Origin of the sequence: Streptomyces sp. NPDC048664 (genome assembly GCF_040650555.1) — a bacterium.
Classification (GTDB): domain Bacteria; phylum Actinomycetota; class Actinomycetes; order Streptomycetales; family Streptomycetaceae; genus Streptomyces.
The window spans coordinates 1-17482 of the sequence record NZ_JBEZHK010000037.1 but is presented as its reverse complement, the minus strand read 5'-3'; the positions used below and the strand labels follow the sequence as shown (position 1 = coordinate 17482).

General features: G+C 73.3%; 17 protein-coding genes. 11 read left to right on the top strand and 6 right to left on the bottom strand.

All coding sequences use genetic code 11. The annotated features are described in order from the left end of the window. Positions 1-29: 29 nt before the first annotated feature. The 3 genes from AB0C59_RS30205 to AB0C59_RS30195 all read right to left on the bottom strand — a co-directional run bounded on the left by AB0C59_RS30205 (position 30) and on the right by AB0C59_RS30195 (position 3112). Positions 30-974 carry a 3-oxoacyl-ACP reductase gene (locus AB0C59_RS30205; protein ID WP_363010202.1) on the bottom strand — a complete coding sequence of 315 codons (945 nt, stop codon included), beginning with the start codon at positions 972-974 and terminating at the stop codon, positions 30-32. Positions 975-1078: 104 nt separating this feature from the next. Next, positions 1079-2155 (bottom strand): Zn-dependent alcohol dehydrogenase, encoded by a 1077-nt coding sequence (locus AB0C59_RS30200; protein ID WP_363010200.1) that lies wholly within the window; start codon positions 2153-2155, stop codon positions 1079-1081. Between the two features lie 99 nt (positions 2156-2254). Next, positions 2255-3112 (bottom strand): MaoC/PaaZ C-terminal domain-containing protein, encoded by an 858-nt coding sequence (locus AB0C59_RS30195; RefSeq protein ID WP_363010198.1) that lies wholly within the window; start codon positions 3110-3112, stop codon positions 2255-2257. Positions 3113-3472: 360 nt separating this feature from the next. Between AB0C59_RS30195 and AB0C59_RS30190 the strand changes: the two genes are divergently transcribed. From AB0C59_RS30190 to AB0C59_RS30175, 4 genes are all read left to right on the top strand, one after another. Next, positions 3473-4381, top strand: coding sequence for an ABC transporter ATP-binding protein (locus AB0C59_RS30190; RefSeq protein WP_363010302.1), 909 nt, complete (start codon positions 3473-3475; stop codon positions 4379-4381). Continuing rightward, complete coding sequence (locus AB0C59_RS30185; RefSeq protein WP_363010196.1) at positions 4381-5097, top strand: ABC transporter permease; 717 nt, start codon at positions 4381-4383, stop codon at positions 5095-5097. Before AB0C59_RS30190 ends, AB0C59_RS30185 begins: the two co-directional genes overlap by 1 nt. A 16-nt stretch (positions 5098-5113) precedes the next feature. Continuing rightward, positions 5114-6400 (top strand): sensor histidine kinase, encoded by a 1287-nt coding sequence (locus tag AB0C59_RS30180; protein WP_363010194.1) that lies wholly within the window; start codon positions 5114-5116, stop codon positions 6398-6400. Positions 6401-6482: 82 nt separating this feature from the next. Further along, the gene (locus tag AB0C59_RS30175) at positions 6483-7115 is read left to right on the top strand and encodes a response regulator transcription factor (RefSeq protein WP_363010300.1); all 633 of its coding nucleotides are present in this window, start codon (positions 6483-6485) and stop codon (positions 7113-7115) included. Positions 7116-7380: 265 nt separating this feature from the next. Here AB0C59_RS30175 and AB0C59_RS30170 read toward each other — a convergent pair whose 3' ends face one another. Continuing rightward, positions 7381-8577 carry a lipid-transfer protein gene (locus tag AB0C59_RS30170; RefSeq protein ID WP_363010192.1) on the bottom strand — a complete coding sequence of 399 codons (1197 nt, stop codon included), beginning with the start codon at positions 8575-8577 and terminating at the stop codon, positions 7381-7383. Between the two features lie 241 nt (positions 8578-8818). On the opposite strand from AB0C59_RS30170, the gene AB0C59_RS30165 reads away from it, so the two are divergent. From AB0C59_RS30165 to AB0C59_RS30145, 5 genes are all read left to right on the top strand, one after another. Next, entirely contained in the window at positions 8819-10558 is a 1740-nt protein-coding gene (locus AB0C59_RS30165; RefSeq protein ID WP_363010190.1) for an MFS transporter, read from the top strand. Between the two features lie 124 nt (positions 10559-10682). Continuing rightward, positions 10683-11336 (top strand): class I SAM-dependent methyltransferase, encoded by a 654-nt coding sequence (locus AB0C59_RS30160; RefSeq protein WP_363010188.1) that lies wholly within the window; start codon positions 10683-10685, stop codon positions 11334-11336. Between the two features lie 155 nt (positions 11337-11491). Continuing rightward, positions 11492-12442, top strand: coding sequence for an N-acetylmuramoyl-L-alanine amidase (locus AB0C59_RS30155; RefSeq protein ID WP_363010186.1), 951 nt, complete (start codon positions 11492-11494; stop codon positions 12440-12442). Positions 12443-12610: 168 nt separating this feature from the next. Then, positions 12611-13441, top strand: a complete 831-nt coding sequence (locus AB0C59_RS30150; protein ID WP_363010184.1) for a hypothetical protein — start codon at positions 12611-12613, stop codon at positions 13439-13441. Between the two features lie 109 nt (positions 13442-13550). Next, entirely contained in the window at positions 13551-14561 is a 1011-nt protein-coding gene (locus tag AB0C59_RS30145) for an LLM class F420-dependent oxidoreductase (protein ID WP_363010182.1), read from the top strand. A 30-nt stretch (positions 14562-14591) separates the two neighbouring features. On the opposite strand, the gene AB0C59_RS30140 is transcribed toward AB0C59_RS30145, so the two are convergent. Both AB0C59_RS30140 and AB0C59_RS30135 read right to left on the bottom strand, forming a co-directional pair. Beyond that, positions 14592-16229, bottom strand: a complete 1638-nt coding sequence (locus AB0C59_RS30140) for a phospholipase D-like domain-containing protein (protein ID WP_363010180.1) — start codon at positions 16227-16229, stop codon at positions 14592-14594. A gap of 68 nt (positions 16230-16297) precedes the next feature. Further along, complete coding sequence (locus tag AB0C59_RS30135; protein WP_363010178.1) at positions 16298-16876, bottom strand: hypothetical protein; 579 nt, start codon at positions 16874-16876, stop codon at positions 16298-16300. Positions 16877-17004: 128 nt separating this feature from the next. Between AB0C59_RS30135 and AB0C59_RS30130 the strand changes: the two genes are divergently transcribed. Both AB0C59_RS30130 and AB0C59_RS30125 read left to right on the top strand, forming a co-directional pair. After that, on the top strand, positions 17005-17295 hold the full coding sequence (locus AB0C59_RS30130; protein ID WP_363010298.1) for a hypothetical protein: 291 nt from the start codon (positions 17005-17007) through the stop codon (positions 17293-17295). A 91-nt stretch (positions 17296-17386) separates the two neighbouring features. Further along, the coding region (locus AB0C59_RS30125) for a WD40 repeat domain-containing protein (protein ID WP_363010296.1) at positions 17387-17482 on the top strand (96 nt) is incomplete at its 3' end.

Sequence of the window (17482 nt, the reverse complement as noted above, 5' to 3'; positions counted from 1 at the left end):
GGGCCGCCGCCGTTGTCGTCGCCCTTGCCTCACGGGCGTTCGTGCCGCAGGGCGAGGACCTGCGCCGCCGCGAACGTCTCCCCTTCCGGGCGCTGGGCGTAGTGTGGGGTGAGCAGCGCGTCCAGTTCGTCGTAGGTGAACGCGTCCTGCTTGGTGTCGAACTTCGCCCCCACCCGCGGCCGTTCCGCGACGGCCACCATCCCGCCGTGCACGACGAGGAGCTGCCCGTTGATCCGCGCGGCCGCGGGCGAGGCCAGGTAGCCGACGAGCGGGGCGACATGCTCGGGGGCGAGCGGATCGAGGCCGTCCTCCGGCCGCGCGAGGGCGGCGAAGACGTCCTCGGTCATCCGGGTGCGGGCCCGGGGGCAGATGGCGTTCGCGGTCACCCCGTACTTGGCGAGGGCGAGCGCCGTCGACGTCGTCAGGCCGACGATCCCGCCCTTGGCCGCCGCGTAGTTGGGCTGACCCGCCGAGCCCGCGAGGAAGGCCTCCGAGGAGGTGTTCACGATCCGCCCGTACACCGGTGCGCCCGCCGCCTTGGAGCGTTCCCGCCAGTGGGCGGCGGCGAAGCGGGTGGTGTTGAAGTGGCCCTTGAGGTGGACCCGGATGACCGAGTCCCACTCGTCCTCGGCCATCGAGAAGACCATGCGGTCACGCAGGATGCCCGCGTTGTTGACCAGGACGTCCAGCCTGCCGAACGCGGTGACCGCCCGTTCCACCAGCTCGCGGGCCGTCTCGAAGTCGGCGACGTCCCCGGTGTGGGCGACGGCCCGGCCGCCCGCCGCGCGGATCTCGGCGGCGACGTCCTCGGCGGGGGCGGCGGACGCCTCGCCCGAACCGTCCCGGCCCGGCTGCCCGTAGTCGTTGACGACGACGGCCGCGCCGAGCCGGGCCAGTTCGAGCGCCTCGGCCCGGCCCAGGCCCCGGCCCGCGCCGGTCACGATCGCGGACAGCCCTTCCAGTGGCTGCGACATCGGAGTCCTCTCGTCGGGAGCGTCGGTGTGTCGATGCGGCGATGCGGCGATGCGGCGATGCGGCGATGCGGCAGGAGCATCGTGGGCACCAGGGGGAAGGCGGCTCAGATCTCGATGCAGGTGCGCAGCGCCGCACCCGTGCGCATCTGCTCCAGCGCCTCGTTGATCCCGGCGAGCGGCACCCGGTGCGTGATCAGTCCGGCCAGGTCGATGCGTCCGGCGCGCCACAGGGCGATGGTCCGCTCGTAGGACCGCAGCACGTCCCCGCCGCCGTACATCGAGGGCAGGATGCGCTTCTCGTCGAAGAACAGCTCGAACATGTTGAGTTGGAGGTGGTCGTCCATGGCGCCCGCGCCCACCACGACGAGGGTGCCGCCGCGCCGCGTGTTCTCGTAGGCCGTGCGCGCGGTGGCGGACCTGCCCACGACCTCGAAGACGTGGTCGAACCCCTCGCCGCCGGTGATCCGCTGTTTGGCGTCGGGCAGTTGGTCGGGCGCCACCGCCTGGGTGGCCCCGAAGCGCAGGGCCGCCTCGCGGCGTGAGGGCACCGGGTCCACGGCGACGATCTCGGCGGCGCCCGCCAGTCGCGCGCCCTGGACGGCGGAGATGCCGACGCCGCCGCAGCCGATCACGGCGACGGACGAACCGGCCTCCAGGCCCGCCGTGTTGAGGGCGGCGCCGAGCCCGGTGGTGACGCCGCAGCCGATGAGGGCGGCGATGTCGTACGGCACGTCGTCCGGGACGGGCACCGCGCAGCCGGCGTCGACCACGACCTCCTCGGCGAAGGTCCCGGTGCCCGCGAAGCCGAAGACATCGCCGCCGGGGCGCCTGAAGTTGGGGGTGCCGGCGTTCATGAACCCGGCCAGGCACAGGTGGGTCTGGCCGCGTCGGCAGGCGGGGCAGGCGCCGCAGGACGGCAGCCAGCACACCAGCACCCGGTCACCGGGCTTCAATTCGCGTACGCCCTCGCCGACCTCGAGGATCTCGCCCGCGCCCTCGTGTCCGGGTACGAAGGGGGCGGGCTGCGGCAGGACGCCGCTCATCGCGGACAGGTCCGAGTGGCACAGCCCGGTGGCGTGCACCCGGATCCTGACCTTGCCGGGGCCGAAGCCCGTCGCCTCGACGTCGTCCAGGACCTCCAGCTTGTCCTGGCCGATCTCGTGCAGAATGGCTGCCCGCATGGGTGCGGCTCCCCTCGAAGAAGTACCGACGACGTGCTGAAGACGTGTTGACGACTCGCTGAGGACGTAGCTGGGGACGTGCTGAAGACGTACGGGGGCTCAGGCGTACCTGACGAACGTGTCCGCGAGGACGGGGGCGTCGTCCCGCTCGACCGCGCTCACGGCGGCCCGTACCGAACCCTCCTGCCGCCACAGGCGGATGCGCAGGGTCTCGCCCGGGAAGACGACCCCGGCGAAGCGCGTGGAGTAGGAGCGGACGCGGGTGACGTCCCCGTCGAGCAGGGTGTCCACCACCGCCTTGAGCGTCATGCCGTAGCTGCACAGGCCGTGCAGGATGGGCCGGTCGAAGCCGGCGAGCCGGGCGAACTCGGGGTCGGCGTGCAGGGGGTTCCAGTCGCCGCTCAGGCGGTACAGCAGCGCCTGGTCCTCGCGGATCGGGCGCTCCACCACCTGCTCGGGTGCGCCGGTCGGCGGTTCGAGGCGGGTGGAGGGGCCGCGTTCACCGCCGAAGCCGCCCTCACCGCGCAGGAAGATCTGCGAGTCGTTGGTCCACAACGGCCCCTCGGCGTCGCTGACGTCGGTGCGCAGGACGAGGACGGCGGCCTTCCCCTTGTCGTAGAGGGCGGCGAGGCGGCCGGTGGCGGTCGCCCGGCCCTGTGCGGGCAGGGGGCGGTGGAGGGTGAGCGACTGGCCGCCGTGCAGGATGCGGGCGAGGTCGACCTCGACGCCGGGCAGGGACAGCGCGCTGAGACCGCCCGGTGCGCCCGTGCCGGCGACGGTGGCGAAGCTCGGCAGGACCTGCAGCCGGGACTCCAGGGTGTAGCGGAGCTCGGCGGGGTCGGTCGCCGGCCGGCCCGCGCCGATGCCGAGGTGGTAGAGCTGGACGTCCCTGCTGTCCCAGCCGATCTCGGCGGTCCGGGGCTCGGCCGCGAGGGCCTTGGCTGCATCGATGGGCATGGCGCTCCTGACGCTGGCGGGCAAGACCCCGGCACGGCCGTCCGCACCGTCGGCCGCACCGGGGTCGTCACGGGCCGTGGAACCCGCCCGTTCTAGAACGCGTTCCAGTACGGCGATCCCTGTATAGCCCAGCCCCTGTGACTTGTGAAGACCGTCGCTGACACCGCGTCAGCCGGCGGCCCGGCCCGGAGCGGCCGGGCCCGCCACCCGTGACATTCGTACCGCCGGGGTCCGTACAAGCGCCTCTGCCGCGGGCGCGCCCCTCTCCGTAGCGTCGTGGGCATGAAGAAGACAGCCGGGACGACGCCGGCCGGGACGAGACCGACCGGGGAGCGGACGGCGGCGGGGGCACCGCCGGCCGTGTCCTTCACCGGGGCGGTGAAGACCTACGGCGCGGTGCGCGCCGTCGACGGGGTGGATCTGCGGATCGCGAGCGGCGAGACGGTCGCGCTGCTCGGCCGCAACGGCGCCGGGAAGTCCACCGCCCTCTCGCTTCTGCTCGGCCTGAACGAGCCCGACGAGGGCACGGTGCGGCTCTTCGGCACCACCCCGGAACGCGCCGTGCTCGCGGGCGGGGTGGGCGCCATGCTGCAGGAGGCCCGGGCGGTCCCCCGGGTGACCGTGGGGGAACTGGTCGCGTTCGTGGCGGGCCGCTACCCGGCCCCGATGCCCGTGGCGCGGGCCCTGGAGCTGGCCGGGGTCGCCGAACTGGCCGGGCGGCGGGTGGACCGGCTCTCGGGCGGACAGACCCAGCGGGTGCGGTTCGCGGTGGCGCTGGCCGGGAACCCCGCGCTGCTCGTCCTGGACGAGCCGACGGCCGCGCTGGACGTGGAGGCGCGGCACGCCTTCTGGCACGCGATGCGGGCGTACGCGGGGCTCGGGCACACCGTGCTGTTCTCGACGCACCATCTGGAGGAGGCGGACGCGTACGCCGACCGGATCGTCGTCGTCGACCGCGGACGGGTCGTGGCCGACGGCACCGGCGAGGAGCTGCGGCGGGCCGCCGGGGGCAGCCTGGTCTCCGTCGACCTGGCCGGGACCGGCGCCGAGGGCCTCGCCCTGCTGCCCGGGGTGCGGTCGGTGGAGGTGCGCGGGGGCCGGGCGCTGCTGCGGACGGACGACTCGGACGCGACGGTGGTCGCGCTGGCCCGGCAGGACGCGATACGCGGCCTGCGGGTCGCCCCCGCGTCGCTGGACGACGCGTTCCTGGCCCTGACGGCGCCCGGGCCGACGCGGACGGAGTCGACGCGGAAGACGGAGGCGGTGTGATGCTGGACTACCTGCGCCTGGAAGTGCGCCGGACCCTGCGCGACGTGGGCTTCGTGATCGGCGGGATCGCGATGCCGGTGATGATGTACCTGCTGTTCACCAACCTCGGTGGCGGCGACGGCTCCTGGAAGGCCGCCTCCATGGTGGGGATGGCCGCGTACGGCGCCGTCGGCTCGGCCCTGAACACCGGTGGCGGGGTCGCCGAGGACCGTGCCGTCGGCTGGCTGCGGCAGCTGAGGGTGACCCCGATGACCCCGCGCCAGGTCGTCGTCGGGCGGGCGTTGACCGGTTCGGTGACGGTGCTGCCCGCGATCGTCGCGGTGCTCGCGGCGGGCGGTCTGGTCAACGGCGTACGACTCGCCGTGTGGCAGTGGGCGGCGATCGCCCTGCTGCTGTGGCTGGGCTCGGTTCCCTTCACCCTGCTCGGGCTCGGCAACGGCTACCGGCTGACCGCGCAGACCACGGGGGTGGTGAACATGATCTGCAACCTGGGGCTCGCCGTGCTCGGCGGCCTGTGGTTCCCCATCTCCCTGTTCCCGGGCTGGCTGCGCGCGGTCTCCGCCTGCACCCCGACGAGCGGCTTCGCCCGGCTCGGTACCGCGATCGCCGACGGCCGCGCCCCTGCGCTCGGCGCGACGCTGGTCCTGGCCGGCTGGCTGGCGGTCTTCGGCTCGTACGCTGTGCTGTCGTACCGCCGCAGCGCGGCGCACGCCTGACCGAGGGAGGCGGGACATGTCCTGGGTACGCGAAATCCCACGCCGGGTCGGACACGCGGTCTCCTGGCACGTGGAGGGGGCGCGGTCCGCACTGCGGCAGGGGCGGGAGCAGCAGCGCTGGTACAAGGAGAACAAGGAGCGCCTCAAGGCCGAGTACCGCGCGGGCCGCAAGGCGGGGACCCTGCCCGAGAGGCTGGGGCCGCCACAGTCCGGCTTCACCCTGCTGCCCTGGCTGCTGCTGGGGATGGGCGCCTTCTCCAACCTCCTCCAGGGCCGCACCCCGAACCCGTGGATAGGCGGTCTCGGCCTGTTCACGTTCAACTCGCTCTACATCTACGTCTCCTTCCGCTCCTTCGTGAAGGAGGCGCGCGAGGCGCTGTCCACCCGGGTGGCGCTCGGCCTGATGGCCGTGGTGACCTGCGCTCTGGCCATCGGCTACGGCGGGAACTGGTTGTACTTCTTCCCGCTGCTCGGCCTGGCGACGGGCGCGGCCATGCGGACGTCGCTGCGCAGCGTCGGCACGGCGGTGGCCCTGCTCGCGGGCACGGTCTCCTGCGTCCGCGAGGGCTGGAGCGGCCTGAGCATCGCGTACGCCACCTGGATCTCCACGGTGGTCACGGCCGCGATCCTGTCCCTGTCCGAGGCGGTGCGCGAACTGCGCTCCGCTCGGGAGGAGTTGGCCCGGCGCGCGGTGGAGGAGGAGCGGATGCGCTTCTCCCGCGACCTGCACGACCTGCTCGGCCACACGCTCTCGGTCATCGTGGTGAAGTCGGAGGCGGCCCGGCGTCTGGCGCCCCGCGACCTGGACGCGGCGCTCACCCAGGTCGGCGACATCGAATCCGTCGGGCGCCAGGCGCTCACGGAGATCCGGGAGGCCGTGACGGGTTACCGGGAGGGCAGCCTGGCCACGGAGTTGGAGCGGGCGCGCTCGGCTCTGACCGCAGCGGGCATCGAACCGGTTCTGCGGCGGTCGGGTCCGCCCCTGGTGCCGCAGGCGGAGGCGCTGCTGGGGTGGGTGGTCCGCGAGGCGGTGACCAACGCGGTACGGCACAGCGGCGGCACCCGCTGCGAGATCGCGGTGGAGGGGACGCCCGAGCGGGTGCGGCTGACGGTCACGGACAACGGCGCGGGCGACAAGCCCGCCACCCGTGCCGACGGGGTCGGCGGGACGGGTCTGAAGGGCCTCACGGAACGCCTCGCCGCGGCGAGTGGCTCGCTGCACGCGGGCCCGTGCCCCCGCGGTGGGTTCACGGTGACGGCGGAACTCCCGGTGGAGGACTCCGCGCACGCGGCCCGCGGCTGAGGGTCGGCGCGGCAGCCGGCGCACGCTCGCCGCCCCGGGCGGGTGGGCGGGTCACCGAGACTACGCTGGGTCCGTGGATGAGATGCCCTCACATCACCGGTCGCCGGCCCGCACCCGAGTCCTCCTCGCCGAGGACCAGGGCATGATGCGCGGCGCTCTCGCCCTGCTCCTCGGTCTGGAGGAGGACATGGAGGTCGTCGCGCAGGTCGCGCGGGGCGACGCCATCGTGGACGCGGCGCTCACCCACCGCCCGGACGTGGCCCTGCTGGACATCGAACTGCCGGGCATGAGCGGTCTGGAGGCGGCGGCCGAGCTGCGCGGGCGGGTCCCGGACTGCAGGGTGCTGATCCTGACCACCTTCGGGCGGCCCGGCTATCTGCGCCGCGCGATGGAGGCGGGCGCGGCGGGCTTCCTGGTCAAGGACGGTCCGGTGGAGGAACTGGCGGCCGCGATACGGCGGGTGCTGGCCGGGGGGACGGTGGTCGACCCGGCGCTGGCCACCGCGGCGCTCAGCGCGGGACCCAACCCGTTGACGGCGCGCGAGTGCGACGTGCTGAAGGCGGCCGTGGACGGGGCGACGGTCTCCGACATCGCCGCGCGGCTGCATCTGTCCGAGTCGACGGTCCGCAACTACCTGTCCGCCGCGATCGGCAAGACGGGCACCCGCAACCGCATGGAGGCGGTCCGGGAGGCCCGGCAACAGGGCTGGCTCTGAGGGCCCCTTTCAGGGCCCGGCCCGGCATCGCGGCTCACCGGGCCGTCGTTCGACCGCGGCGCCGTCGTGGCCGGTCGCGCAGTTCCCCGCGCCCCTTCGGAGCGCGCCCAACCGCCCAGCGACAGGCCGGCCCTGAAAGGCCCTTGCACCATGCCCGCTCAGGCGCGGACCGGCGTCACGGCTCACCGGGCCGTCGTTCGACCGCGGCGCCGTCGTGGCCGGTCGCGCAGTTCCCCGCGCGCCTTTGGTGCGCGCCCGGGAGGCCTCAGCGTGGTCGGCCGCGCAGCAGGGTGACCACTGCCGCGCCACCCAGGCCTATGTTGTGGGCCAGGGCTGTGCGGGCGTTCTCGACCTGGCGGGGGCCTGCCTCGCCGCGCAGGTGCCAGGCCAGTTCGGCGATCTGGGCGAGGCCCGTGGCGCCCAGCGGGTGGCCCTTGGAGATCAGGCCGCCGGACGGGTTCACCACCCACCGCCCGCCGTACGTCGTCGCGCCCGACTCGACCAGCTTGCCGGACTCCCCCGGCGCGCACATGCCGAGCGCCTCGTAGGTGAGCAGCTCGTTGACGGAGAAGCAGTCGTGCAGTTCCACGACGTCGACGTCCTCGATGCCGCACCCGGCCCGCTCGTAGACCTGCCGTGCCGCCTCCCTGCTGACCGGCTGCCCCACGACGTCGATGCACGAGCCGGAGGCGAAGCTCTCCTCGGTGTCCGTCGCCATGGCCTGGGCGACGATCTCGACGGCCCGGTCGGTGAGGCCGCGGCGCCGGGCGAACCGTTCGGAGACGACCACCGCGGCGGCGGCGCCGTCCGACGTGGGTGAGCACTGGAGCCGGGTGAGCGGGCGGTGCACGGTGGGGGCGGCGAGGATCTCGTCCACCTCGTACACGTCCCTGAACTGCGCGTAGGGGTTGTGCGCCGAGTGCCGGTGGTTCTTGGCGGCCACGGCCGCCAGCTGGGCCGCGGTCGTGCCGTGGAGTTCCATGTGCTCGCGGGCGGCGGCGCCGAAGAGCTGCGCGGTGGGCGGGGCCTTCTCGAAGCCGTGCCGGGCGGCCATGATCCCGTAGTGCCGGGCCACGGGCGACGCGGCGAGGTCCTCTCCGCCGGTGCCCGAGCCGAGGGACCCCTTCCGCATCTTCTCGAAGCCCAGCGCCAGCACGCAGTCGCCGGCGCCGCCCTCCACGAACTGCCGGGCCAGCATCAGCGCGGTCGAGCCGGTGGCGCAGTTGTTGTTGACGTTGTAGACGGGAACCCCCGTCAGGCCGAGTTCGTAGGCGGCGCGCTGTCCGGCGGTGGAGGGCTGGAAGCAGTAGCCGACAGGAACCTGTTCCACATCGGAGTAGGTGAGGCCGGCGTCCGCGAGCGCCGCGTTCCCCGCCTCGCGGACCATGTCCCAGTACTGCCACTGCCGGGTCTCGGGCTTCTCGAAGCGGGTCATGCCGACACCGACCACGTAGGACGTCATGGCGCGCAGAGTAGAACACGTTCCACCAACTGGCCAGCGCCTGACGGCGGTTCAGTAACCCATGGAATGGTCAAGGATTCGTTAGTGGGCCGAAGCATCGGAATAGTTGCCCAGGCATACCGGGTTGACCCCTCCGAGGCTTACGCGGGGCTTACACACCGCCCGCTCCCCACCTCGTCGACCCCGGTCCCCGTGTCGACGTACACGTACCGCTCCACTCCCGGCCTGGAGGCCCCACCCGATGACGCCCACAACGACCGACCAGCCCACACGGAGGCCCTCCGGCGCGCTCGTGCCGGTGCTCGCCTTCGCGGGCATCGTTGTCGCAGTCATGCAGACCCTGCTCGTCCCGGTGATCAAGGACCTGCCGCAGCTGCTGGGCACCGCGCCCAGCAACGCCACCTGGGTCCTGACCTCCACCCTTCTCTCCGGCGCCGTGGCCACGCCGATCATGGGCCGCCTCGGCGACCTCTACGGCAAGCGGCGGATGCTGCTCACCAGCCTGGCCGTGATGGTGGTCGGCGCGCTGGTCAGCGGTCTCACCGACGCCGTGCTCCCGATGATCGTCGGGCGTACGCTCCAGGGCTTCGCGATGGGCGCGATACCCCTCGGCATCGGCCTGATGCGCGACATGCTGCCCCGCGAGAAGCTCGGCTCGGCGATGGCGCTCATGAGCTCCTCGATCGGCGTCGGCGGCGGACTCGCGCTGCCCGCCGCGGCCCTGGTCGCCCAGCACACCGACTGGCACGCCCTGTTCTTCGGTGCCGCCGGCCTCGGCGTCCTGGCCATCGTGCTGACCCTCCTGGTCGTACCGGAGTCCCCCGCCCGCGCCGAGGGCACCTTCGACGTGCTCGGCGCGATCGGCCTGTCGGCCGGCCTCGTGCTGCTCCTGCTGCCCATCACCAAGGGCAGCGACTGGGGCTGGTCCTCCGGCACCACCCTCGGCCTGTTCGCGGCCTCCGCCGTCGTCCTCGTCCTGTGGGGCGTGATGGAGCTGCGCATCAGCGCCCCGCTGGTGGACCTGCGCACCACCGCCCGCCGCGAGGTGCTGCTGACCAACCTCGCCTCGATCATGGTCGGCGTCTCGTTCTACGTCATCTCGCTCGTCCTGCCCCAGCTGCTCCAGCTCCCCTCCGCCACCGGCTACGGCCTGGGCCGGTCGATGGTCGTCGCGGGTCTGTGCGTGGCCCCGCTGGGCCTGACGATGATGTTCACCGCGCCGGTCTACGCCCGCCTGTCCGCCCGCTACGGCCCCAAGGCGACCCTGATCACCGGCCTGGTGATCATCGGCATCGGCTACGGCGGCGGCCTGGGCCTGATGGACGCGGCCTGGCAGACCGTGGTCACCTCGGTGGTCATCGGCGCCGGCATCGGCCTCGCCTACTCCTCGCTGCCCGCGCTGATCATCGGGGCCGTCCCGGCCTCCGAGACGGGCGCGGCCAACGGCCTGAACACCCTGATGCGGTCCATCGGCACCTCGGTCTCCAGCGCCGTCATCGGCATGGTGCTCACCAACACCGCGCAGACGGTGCACGGCTTCACGATCCCGACCATGCACGGCTTCCGCGTCTCCTTCCTGATCGCCACGGCCGCGGTCGCCCTCGGCCTGCTGCTCGCCCTCTTCCTGCCCCGCCAGCGCCCGGCCGCCGTGCCGCAGCTGCGCGCCAGCAGCGAGGAGGACGCGGCCCTGGAGCGCGCCGAGGAGGCCCTGCGCGGCTTCCGCGGCCGGGTCCTGGGCGCCGACGGCGCTCCGGTCGCCCGCGCCAAGGTCACGCTGATCGACCGGCGGGGCCGCCAGGCCGGCGCCACGCTGTCGGCGCAGGACGGCAGCTACGCGCTGGCCGTGCCGAGCGAGGGGCCCTACGTGGTCGCCGCCATGGCCACCGGCCACGGCCCCCACGCCTCCTCGGCCACCCACCCGGGCGACGACGGCACGGTGCCCCTGGACCTGTCCCTGCCCGGCGAGACGGTCACCGCCTGACGGTCCCACCGCCTGACGGTCACCCCGACCGGTGACGCACCCGCACCCCCCGTTCGCCCACGCGACGGGGGGTGCGGCAGCATGGGCGCCTGCACCCGCGTACGCCACCTCCCAAGGAGCCCTCATGTCCCCGGCGCCCGACCCCACGACCCTGGCCGCGTTCGAGGCCGCCAAGGGGTTCATGCCGCGCCACGAGGGACTCGCGCTGTACGAGGCCGCCGCGGCGGCCGGGCGGCTGGGGCTGCCGCTGCTGGAGGTCGGCACGTACTGCGGGCGCTCCACCCTGCTGCTGGCCGACGCCGCCCGGTCCGCCGGGGTCAGCGCGCTCACCGTCGACCACCACCGCGGCAGCGAGGAGCAGCAGCCGGGCTGGGACTACCACGACCCGGAGACGGTCGACCCCGAGATCGGCCTGATGGACACCCTGCCCACCTTCCGGCGCACCCTGCACCGGGCCGGTCTGGAGGAGCACGTGATCGCGCTCGTCGGCCGCTCCCCGCAGATCGCGGCGCTGTGGAACTCCCCCCTCGCCCTGGTCTTCATCGACGGCGGCCACACCGACGAGCACGCAGGCGCCGACTACGAGGGCTGGGCCCCCCACGTCGCGCCCGAGGGGCTGCTCGTCATCCACGACGTCTTCCCCGAACCGGAGGACGAGTTCACCGGCCAGGCGCCGTACCGCGTGTACCTGCGGGCGCTGGAGTCCGGTGAGTTCACGGAGGTGTCGGCGACCGGCTCCCTGCGCGTGCTGCGGCGGACGGCGCCCGCGGAGCGGTAGCGGGCAGGGCACCCGTCGCCGGCCACACGCCGTCGGCCACGCGCCGCCCGCCGCCGGGCTCCCGGTGCCGACGCCTCGCTCTCCGACGCCTCGCTTCCGACGCGTCCCGGTGTCACGCGCACGGCCGGAGCCGGGTGGCCGTTAGGGTCGCAGTCATGTCGTACGCAGGTCCCGAGTTCGATGCCCCCGAGCCCCGCCGCACCCGGCGCGGTCCGCTGACCCTCGCCCTGGCCGCGCTGGTGCCGGCCGCGGTGGTGGGATGGCTGGTCTACGAGGCCGTGGCCGCCCCCGGTCACGGCCCCTCGGGCGCGGCGTCGGCGAAGAGCTCCCCGGCCACCACCGCCTCCGGCACCGCGTCCCCGGGGCAGGACGACGCCAAGCGGCCCGCCGTGCCGCCCGCCGCGACACCGGGTGCCCACGTCGCCGGCTCCGGCTCCCTCGCGGGCAAGGTCGTGGTCATCGACCCGGGGCACAACCCGGGCAACTTCCGGCACGCCTCGGAGATCGGCCGCAAGGTGGACATCGGGACGAACAGCAAGGAGTGCGACACCACCGGGACGGCCACCAACTCCGGTTACACCGAGGCCCGGTTCACGCTGGACGTGGCACGGCGGTTGCGCACGACCCTCCAGAAGCAGGGCGCCACGGTGAAGTTCACCCAGGACGGCGACCGGCCCTGGGGCCCGTGCGTGGACGAGCGGGCCCGGATCGGCAACCAGGCGCACGCCGACGCGGCGATCTCCATCCACGCGGACGGCGCCCCGGCCGGCGACCGCGGGTTCCATGTCATCCTTCCCGACGCGGTGCGCTCGGGCGCGGCGGACACCCGGCCGATCGTGGCCCCGTCGCGGTCCCTCGGCGAGCACATCGCGGGCGGCTTCGTCCGGGCCACGGGCAGCGCGCCCTCCAACTACCTGGGCCACGGCACGGGCCTGGTCGTGCGCGGCGACCTCGGCGGCCTCAATCTGTCGACGGTCCCCAAGGTGTTCATCGAGTGCGGCAACATGCGCGACAGCAAGGACGCGGCGCAGCTCACCAGCGGCGCGTGGCGGCAGAAGGCGGCGCAAGGGATCTCTGAGGGAATCGTGGGCTTCCTGCGCGGGTAGCGATCAACGATCCGAACCGGGCGGACACCCGCGCCGGGCAGACGATAGTGTCATCCCGACGATGAGGGGCCACCCCCGCGCCCAGCACAGCGCCACCGGCCGACACGGCCGAGGCGGTGACGGCGACGCCTCCACTACGACGTTCAGACGACAGACGAAGGACCCGAAGTGAATATCCGCTCCCTCACTAGAGGCGACGGCGTGGTGATCGGAGCAGCGGTGTTGCTGTTCATCGCGTCGTTCCTGGACATGTTCGACAGCTCCGGCAGCAAGAGCTTCAACGCCTGGGACGACCTCGGCCGCGTGATGAGCATGTACGTCGCCGGCATCGTGGGCGCGGTTCTGATCGTCCTCACCCGCGCGCTTCCGCAGCCGCGCAAGGTCATCGGCCTCGACCTCGGCCAGGTCGGCGTCGCCCTGACCGTCTTCGCCGCGTGGACGTCGTTCTGGACGATCCTGGACCCGCTGGGCGCGTTCAGCGACGTCTACCAGGGCGCGGACGTCGGCGCGGGCGCCGGACTCATCCTGGGCCTGATCGCCGCCCTGCTGCTGGCGGGCGCCGCGATCGCCACCCCGCTGGTCCCAGCCCTGAACGCCGCGCTCCTGTCGGCGCCCCAGCCCGCCGCCCCGGCGCCCTACGGCATGCAGCAGGGCGCCGGCTACGGCTACCCGGGCGTCCAGCAGCAGCAGTCGTTCGGCGGCCCGCAGCCGCAGCAGGGCGAGGCCTTCGGCGCGCCCCAGCCGCAGGCGCAGATGCAGCCCCAGGCCGCGGCGCAGCCGCAGGCGGCCGCGGCGGCCTCCGACTTCGCGCCGTTCTGGTTCGCGGTGCCGGTGCCGCGTCCGCTGTACGGGGAGGACGGCTCGCCGAACCCGATCGCCGAGCTCGCCCCGGGCACCTGGTACCTGGCCGTCGAGCAGCGCGGTCCGGGCCTGGTGGCGCAGACGCAGGACGGTCGTCGCGGTGTGCTCCAGGACACGAGCGGCATCCAGCGCGGCTGACCCGCCACCCGCTTCGACGGCCCCTCGCCCTTCCGGGCGGGGGGCCGTTGCCCTACAGTCGCACGACACGACCTGACGGACCGTCAACGACCGTTCGCGCGGAGGCGGGATGCGACTAGGACTGGCACTCGGCTACTGGGGTCGCGGCCCGGCGGCGCACCACCTCTCCCTCGCCCAGGAGGCGGAGCGGCTCGGGTACGACTCGGTGTGGACCGCCGAGTCCTGGGGGTCGGACGCCTTCACCCCGCTGACCTGGATCGCCTCGGGGACGTCACGGATCGGACTGGGGACGGCGGTCGCCCAGATGGCGGCCCGCTCCCCCACCACGACCGCGATGCACGCGCTCACCCTGGACCATCTGTCGGGCGGGCGGATGATGCTCGGCCTCGGCCTGTCCGGGCCGCAGGTGGTCGAGGGCTGGTACGGCCGCCCGTTCCCCGCCTCGCCGCTCACCGCGACCCGGGAGTACGTGCAGGTCGTGCGCCAGGTCCTGCGCCGCGAGGCCCCGGTGGCGCTGGACGGCCGCTTCCACCCCCTGCCCTACCCGGGCCCGGACGGCACCGGACTCGGCAGGCCCCTCAAGCCGATCACGCATCCCCTGCGCGCGGACCTGCCGGTGCTGCTGGGCGCGGAGGGCCCGAAGAACGTGGCGCAGACCACCCGGATCGCGGACGGCTGGCTCCCTCTGTACTGGGCCCCGAACCGCCCGGGCGCCTACGAGGCGGCACTCACCGACCTGCGGCCGGGTTTCCTGATCGCCCCGATGGCCCAGGTACGGGTGTGCGCGGACGTGGCCGAGGGCCTGCTGCCGGTGAAGGCGATGCTCGGCTTCTACATCGGCGGCATGGGCCACGCGGCCCGCAACTTCCACGCCGACCTCATGGCCCGCATGGGCTACGAGGAGCAGGCGCGCCGCATCCAGCGCCTGTTCCAGGAGGGGCGCAGACAGGAGGCGGTGCTGGCCGTCCCCGACGCCTTCGCCGACGAGATCTCCCTGGTGGGCCCGCGTGAACGCATCGCGGAGCGCCTGGAGTCGTGGCGCGAGGGCCCGGTGACAGACCTTCTGGCACTGTCCCCGGACCCTCACACCCTGCGCGTGCTGGCCGAACTCAACGCCTAGGAAAACAGCGGGAGTTCGTGCTCGTCCCGGTCAGGACGGGCAGGTGTTGCGGGCGTAGTCGTAGGTGGCGGTGCGCTGGGCGTACTTCCACTGGGGGGTGAGCAGTTCGGCGTCCAGCTGGGAGGCCGCCTTCGGGCTCTCCACGATGTAGCCGAAGTCCTGCAGCCAGGCCGGGTACAGGTTCTTCGAGCCGAGGTAGAAGGCCGAGCCGTCCACCGACACCAGCTTGTGGTGCTGCGCGTACGGCTTGCCGTCGGCCCAGGTCGCGCTGTCGGCGACGCGGGCGGAGGCGAGCTGGAGGGTGCCGCACATGGCCGCGTCGGCACTCGCCCGGCTGCCGGTGATCCGGGTCAGGCGCGCCCGCAGGACGTCACTGACCTCGGCCAGCGACTTGATCTGCGAGTAGCCTCCGCTGCCCACCGCGCCGCGGTTGGCCGGGTCACTGACGACGATGCGGACCTTCACCCCGGCGGCCATCTTCGCGGCCAGCGCGTCGTACAGCCGGATGTCGTAGCGCGGCAGCGGCGGGCAGGTGGCGTTCATGTCCTGCTGGGAGATCTCGATGTGGCTGGTCGCACTGCCCACCAGCGCCCGCAGGGCGCTCTCCTCCGGGTTGACCGTGTCGTAGTCGCGGTCGGCGTTGGTGTGGTCGGGCAGGCCGACACCGCACCTGGTGTCCGGGGCGGTCGGCAGCTCGGGGCCGTACGTCGAGGACTCGTCGCGGTCCCTGATCCCGACGCCGAGTCCGCCGACGGCGATCACCGGGGTGTCCCCGGGCGGGGAGGAGGGGGAGGAGGGCGCGGTGGAGTCGGACAGGGTCGGCATGCAGGACGCCTGCGCGGAGGCGGCGAACCAGACCTTGGTCAGGTTGCTCTTGTTCTGGCACGTCCAGGACCAGAGCTGGTCCAGGTAGTGGCTCGCCGAACCCGCCGCCGGGCCGGTGAGGGCGAGGTCCACGTCCGACACCGGGTGCGTGGTGTCGATGTAGTCGCCCTTCCAGCCGTTGATGCCACCGGTGATCGCCGACTGGCCGTCGACGACGAGCAGTTTGGAGTGGTTCCAGGACAGCCCGGTCTTGGAGGTCGTCATGGAGGCCACGTTGAGGCTGACGCCGTCGGCGGCGTCGCCGAGCCGGGAGACCAGCTCGTCGCGGTACTTCGACGGCAGCACGTTCAGGTGGTAGATCGGCGCGGCACCCACCAGGATCCGCACCTTGATCCGGTCGCCCGAACCGCGGTTGCCCACCGCGCTCTTGAGCCCGGAGACGATCGCGTCCTCGAACGCCCCGTCGGGGAACGGCGCCAGGGTGGATATGTCCACGGTGTGCCGGGCCCGTGCGACGTTCTCGGTCATCTTCGCCAGCAGCCGCTTGGTCCCCACCCGCTCCGCGCAGCCGGCGTCGCCCCAGCAGCCCGGGGTCTGGAGCAGCCAGCCGGAGGGGTCGTCGGCCGGGGCGTCCAGCCGGTTGCCCTCCGTGCGCTCCCACACCTGGCCCTCGAGGCCGGGCGACACCTCGCGCAACGTCTTCTCGACGGCGTCGAGATGCGGGGCGGAGGGGTTCGTGCCGGCCGCGAGGGCGGGGGCCGAGGACAGCGGGAGGAGGCAGAGGGCGAGGGCCGTCGAGGTGGCGGCGAGACGGGTCGTGCGGCGGAGCCGGGCAGAGGCCAAGATGCGCGTCCTTGTCGAGTGAAATGATCAACTCGACAGGAGTGTACGAGATGTGAGGAAGACTCAGGTCAGCCCCCGGCGAGCTGGCGGGTGGTCGGGACCTGGTTGCCGACGGGTGCGCCCGCGCGGCTTCCCGCGCCCTTCACCTTGCCGATGACGTCGTCGAAGGCGCCGGCGGCCGACTCGTCGCCCCCGCGCAGCCGGGCCGGCAGGCCCTTCAGCGAGTCGATGGCGGCGCCGAGCGGGGCGAGGGCCTTGGCGAGCGCGGGGTCGCCCTGCGCGTTGCGCTGGGCCGCCTTGAGCCGGTTGTAGGCGAAGGTGCCCGCGAGGCCCGCCTTCACGAGTGCGGCGCTCCGGCCCTTGGCGCCCTTCTTGAACGCGCCCGCCTTCCACGGCTTCACGATCCACTGGTACGTCGCCCCGGCAGCGAGGCCGGCGTTCGCCACGAAGCGGGTCTTGGCGAACTTCTGGCGTTCCGCCGGGGTGGACGGGGAGGGCGTGGCCACGGCGATGTAGGCGGCGGCCTCCTGCGCGGTGCTGCTGGTACCGCACGCGGTGGCGCCGGCGAGCAGGGTGGTGCACAGGGTGAGGGTCAGGACGAGGGAGCGTATGCGGGGGCGGGGGCGGTGGTGTACAGGTGCGGGCACGGGTTCCTCCGGACCTCGGCGGGGACGGCTGCTCTACCGGCAGCCTCACCCGCACCACGGGGGTACGCCGCCCCGACAGGGCCGTTCGGGTGACGTTTGCGGACGGGGGTTCGGGCAATCCGCAGTCCATGTCGTCTAGATATCGCGGTGCCAATCAGGCCGGCACGGTCATCGCGGCCGTCGCCGATGTCATGGCCTTCATCCTGGGCCTGTGGATTGTGATGTATCTGCTGGACGCCAACCGGGCCAACGAGTTGGTGCGGTTCGTGCACGGCGCGGCGGACTGGCTCGCGGGCTGGTCCCATGACCTGTTCACGTTCGACGAGGCGTGGGCGCGGGTGGTCGCGGGGTACGGGCTGGCGGCGGTGGTGTACCTGTTCGTGGGCCATGCGATAGCAGGACGAATGCACCGCCACTGAGCCCCTGCGGGAGCGAGGCGAGCTGATCGGACGGGGCCCGGTGGTCGGGTTTTCGCGCAGTTCCCCGCGCCCCTTGCGGACGGGGCGAGGGATGCGCGGCCACGAGCGCATGGTGTGGAGCGCTACATGGTCACCTGACGGGAGACGCGTGGCCAGTGGCGGAGAAGACGGCACGGTACGGGTCTGG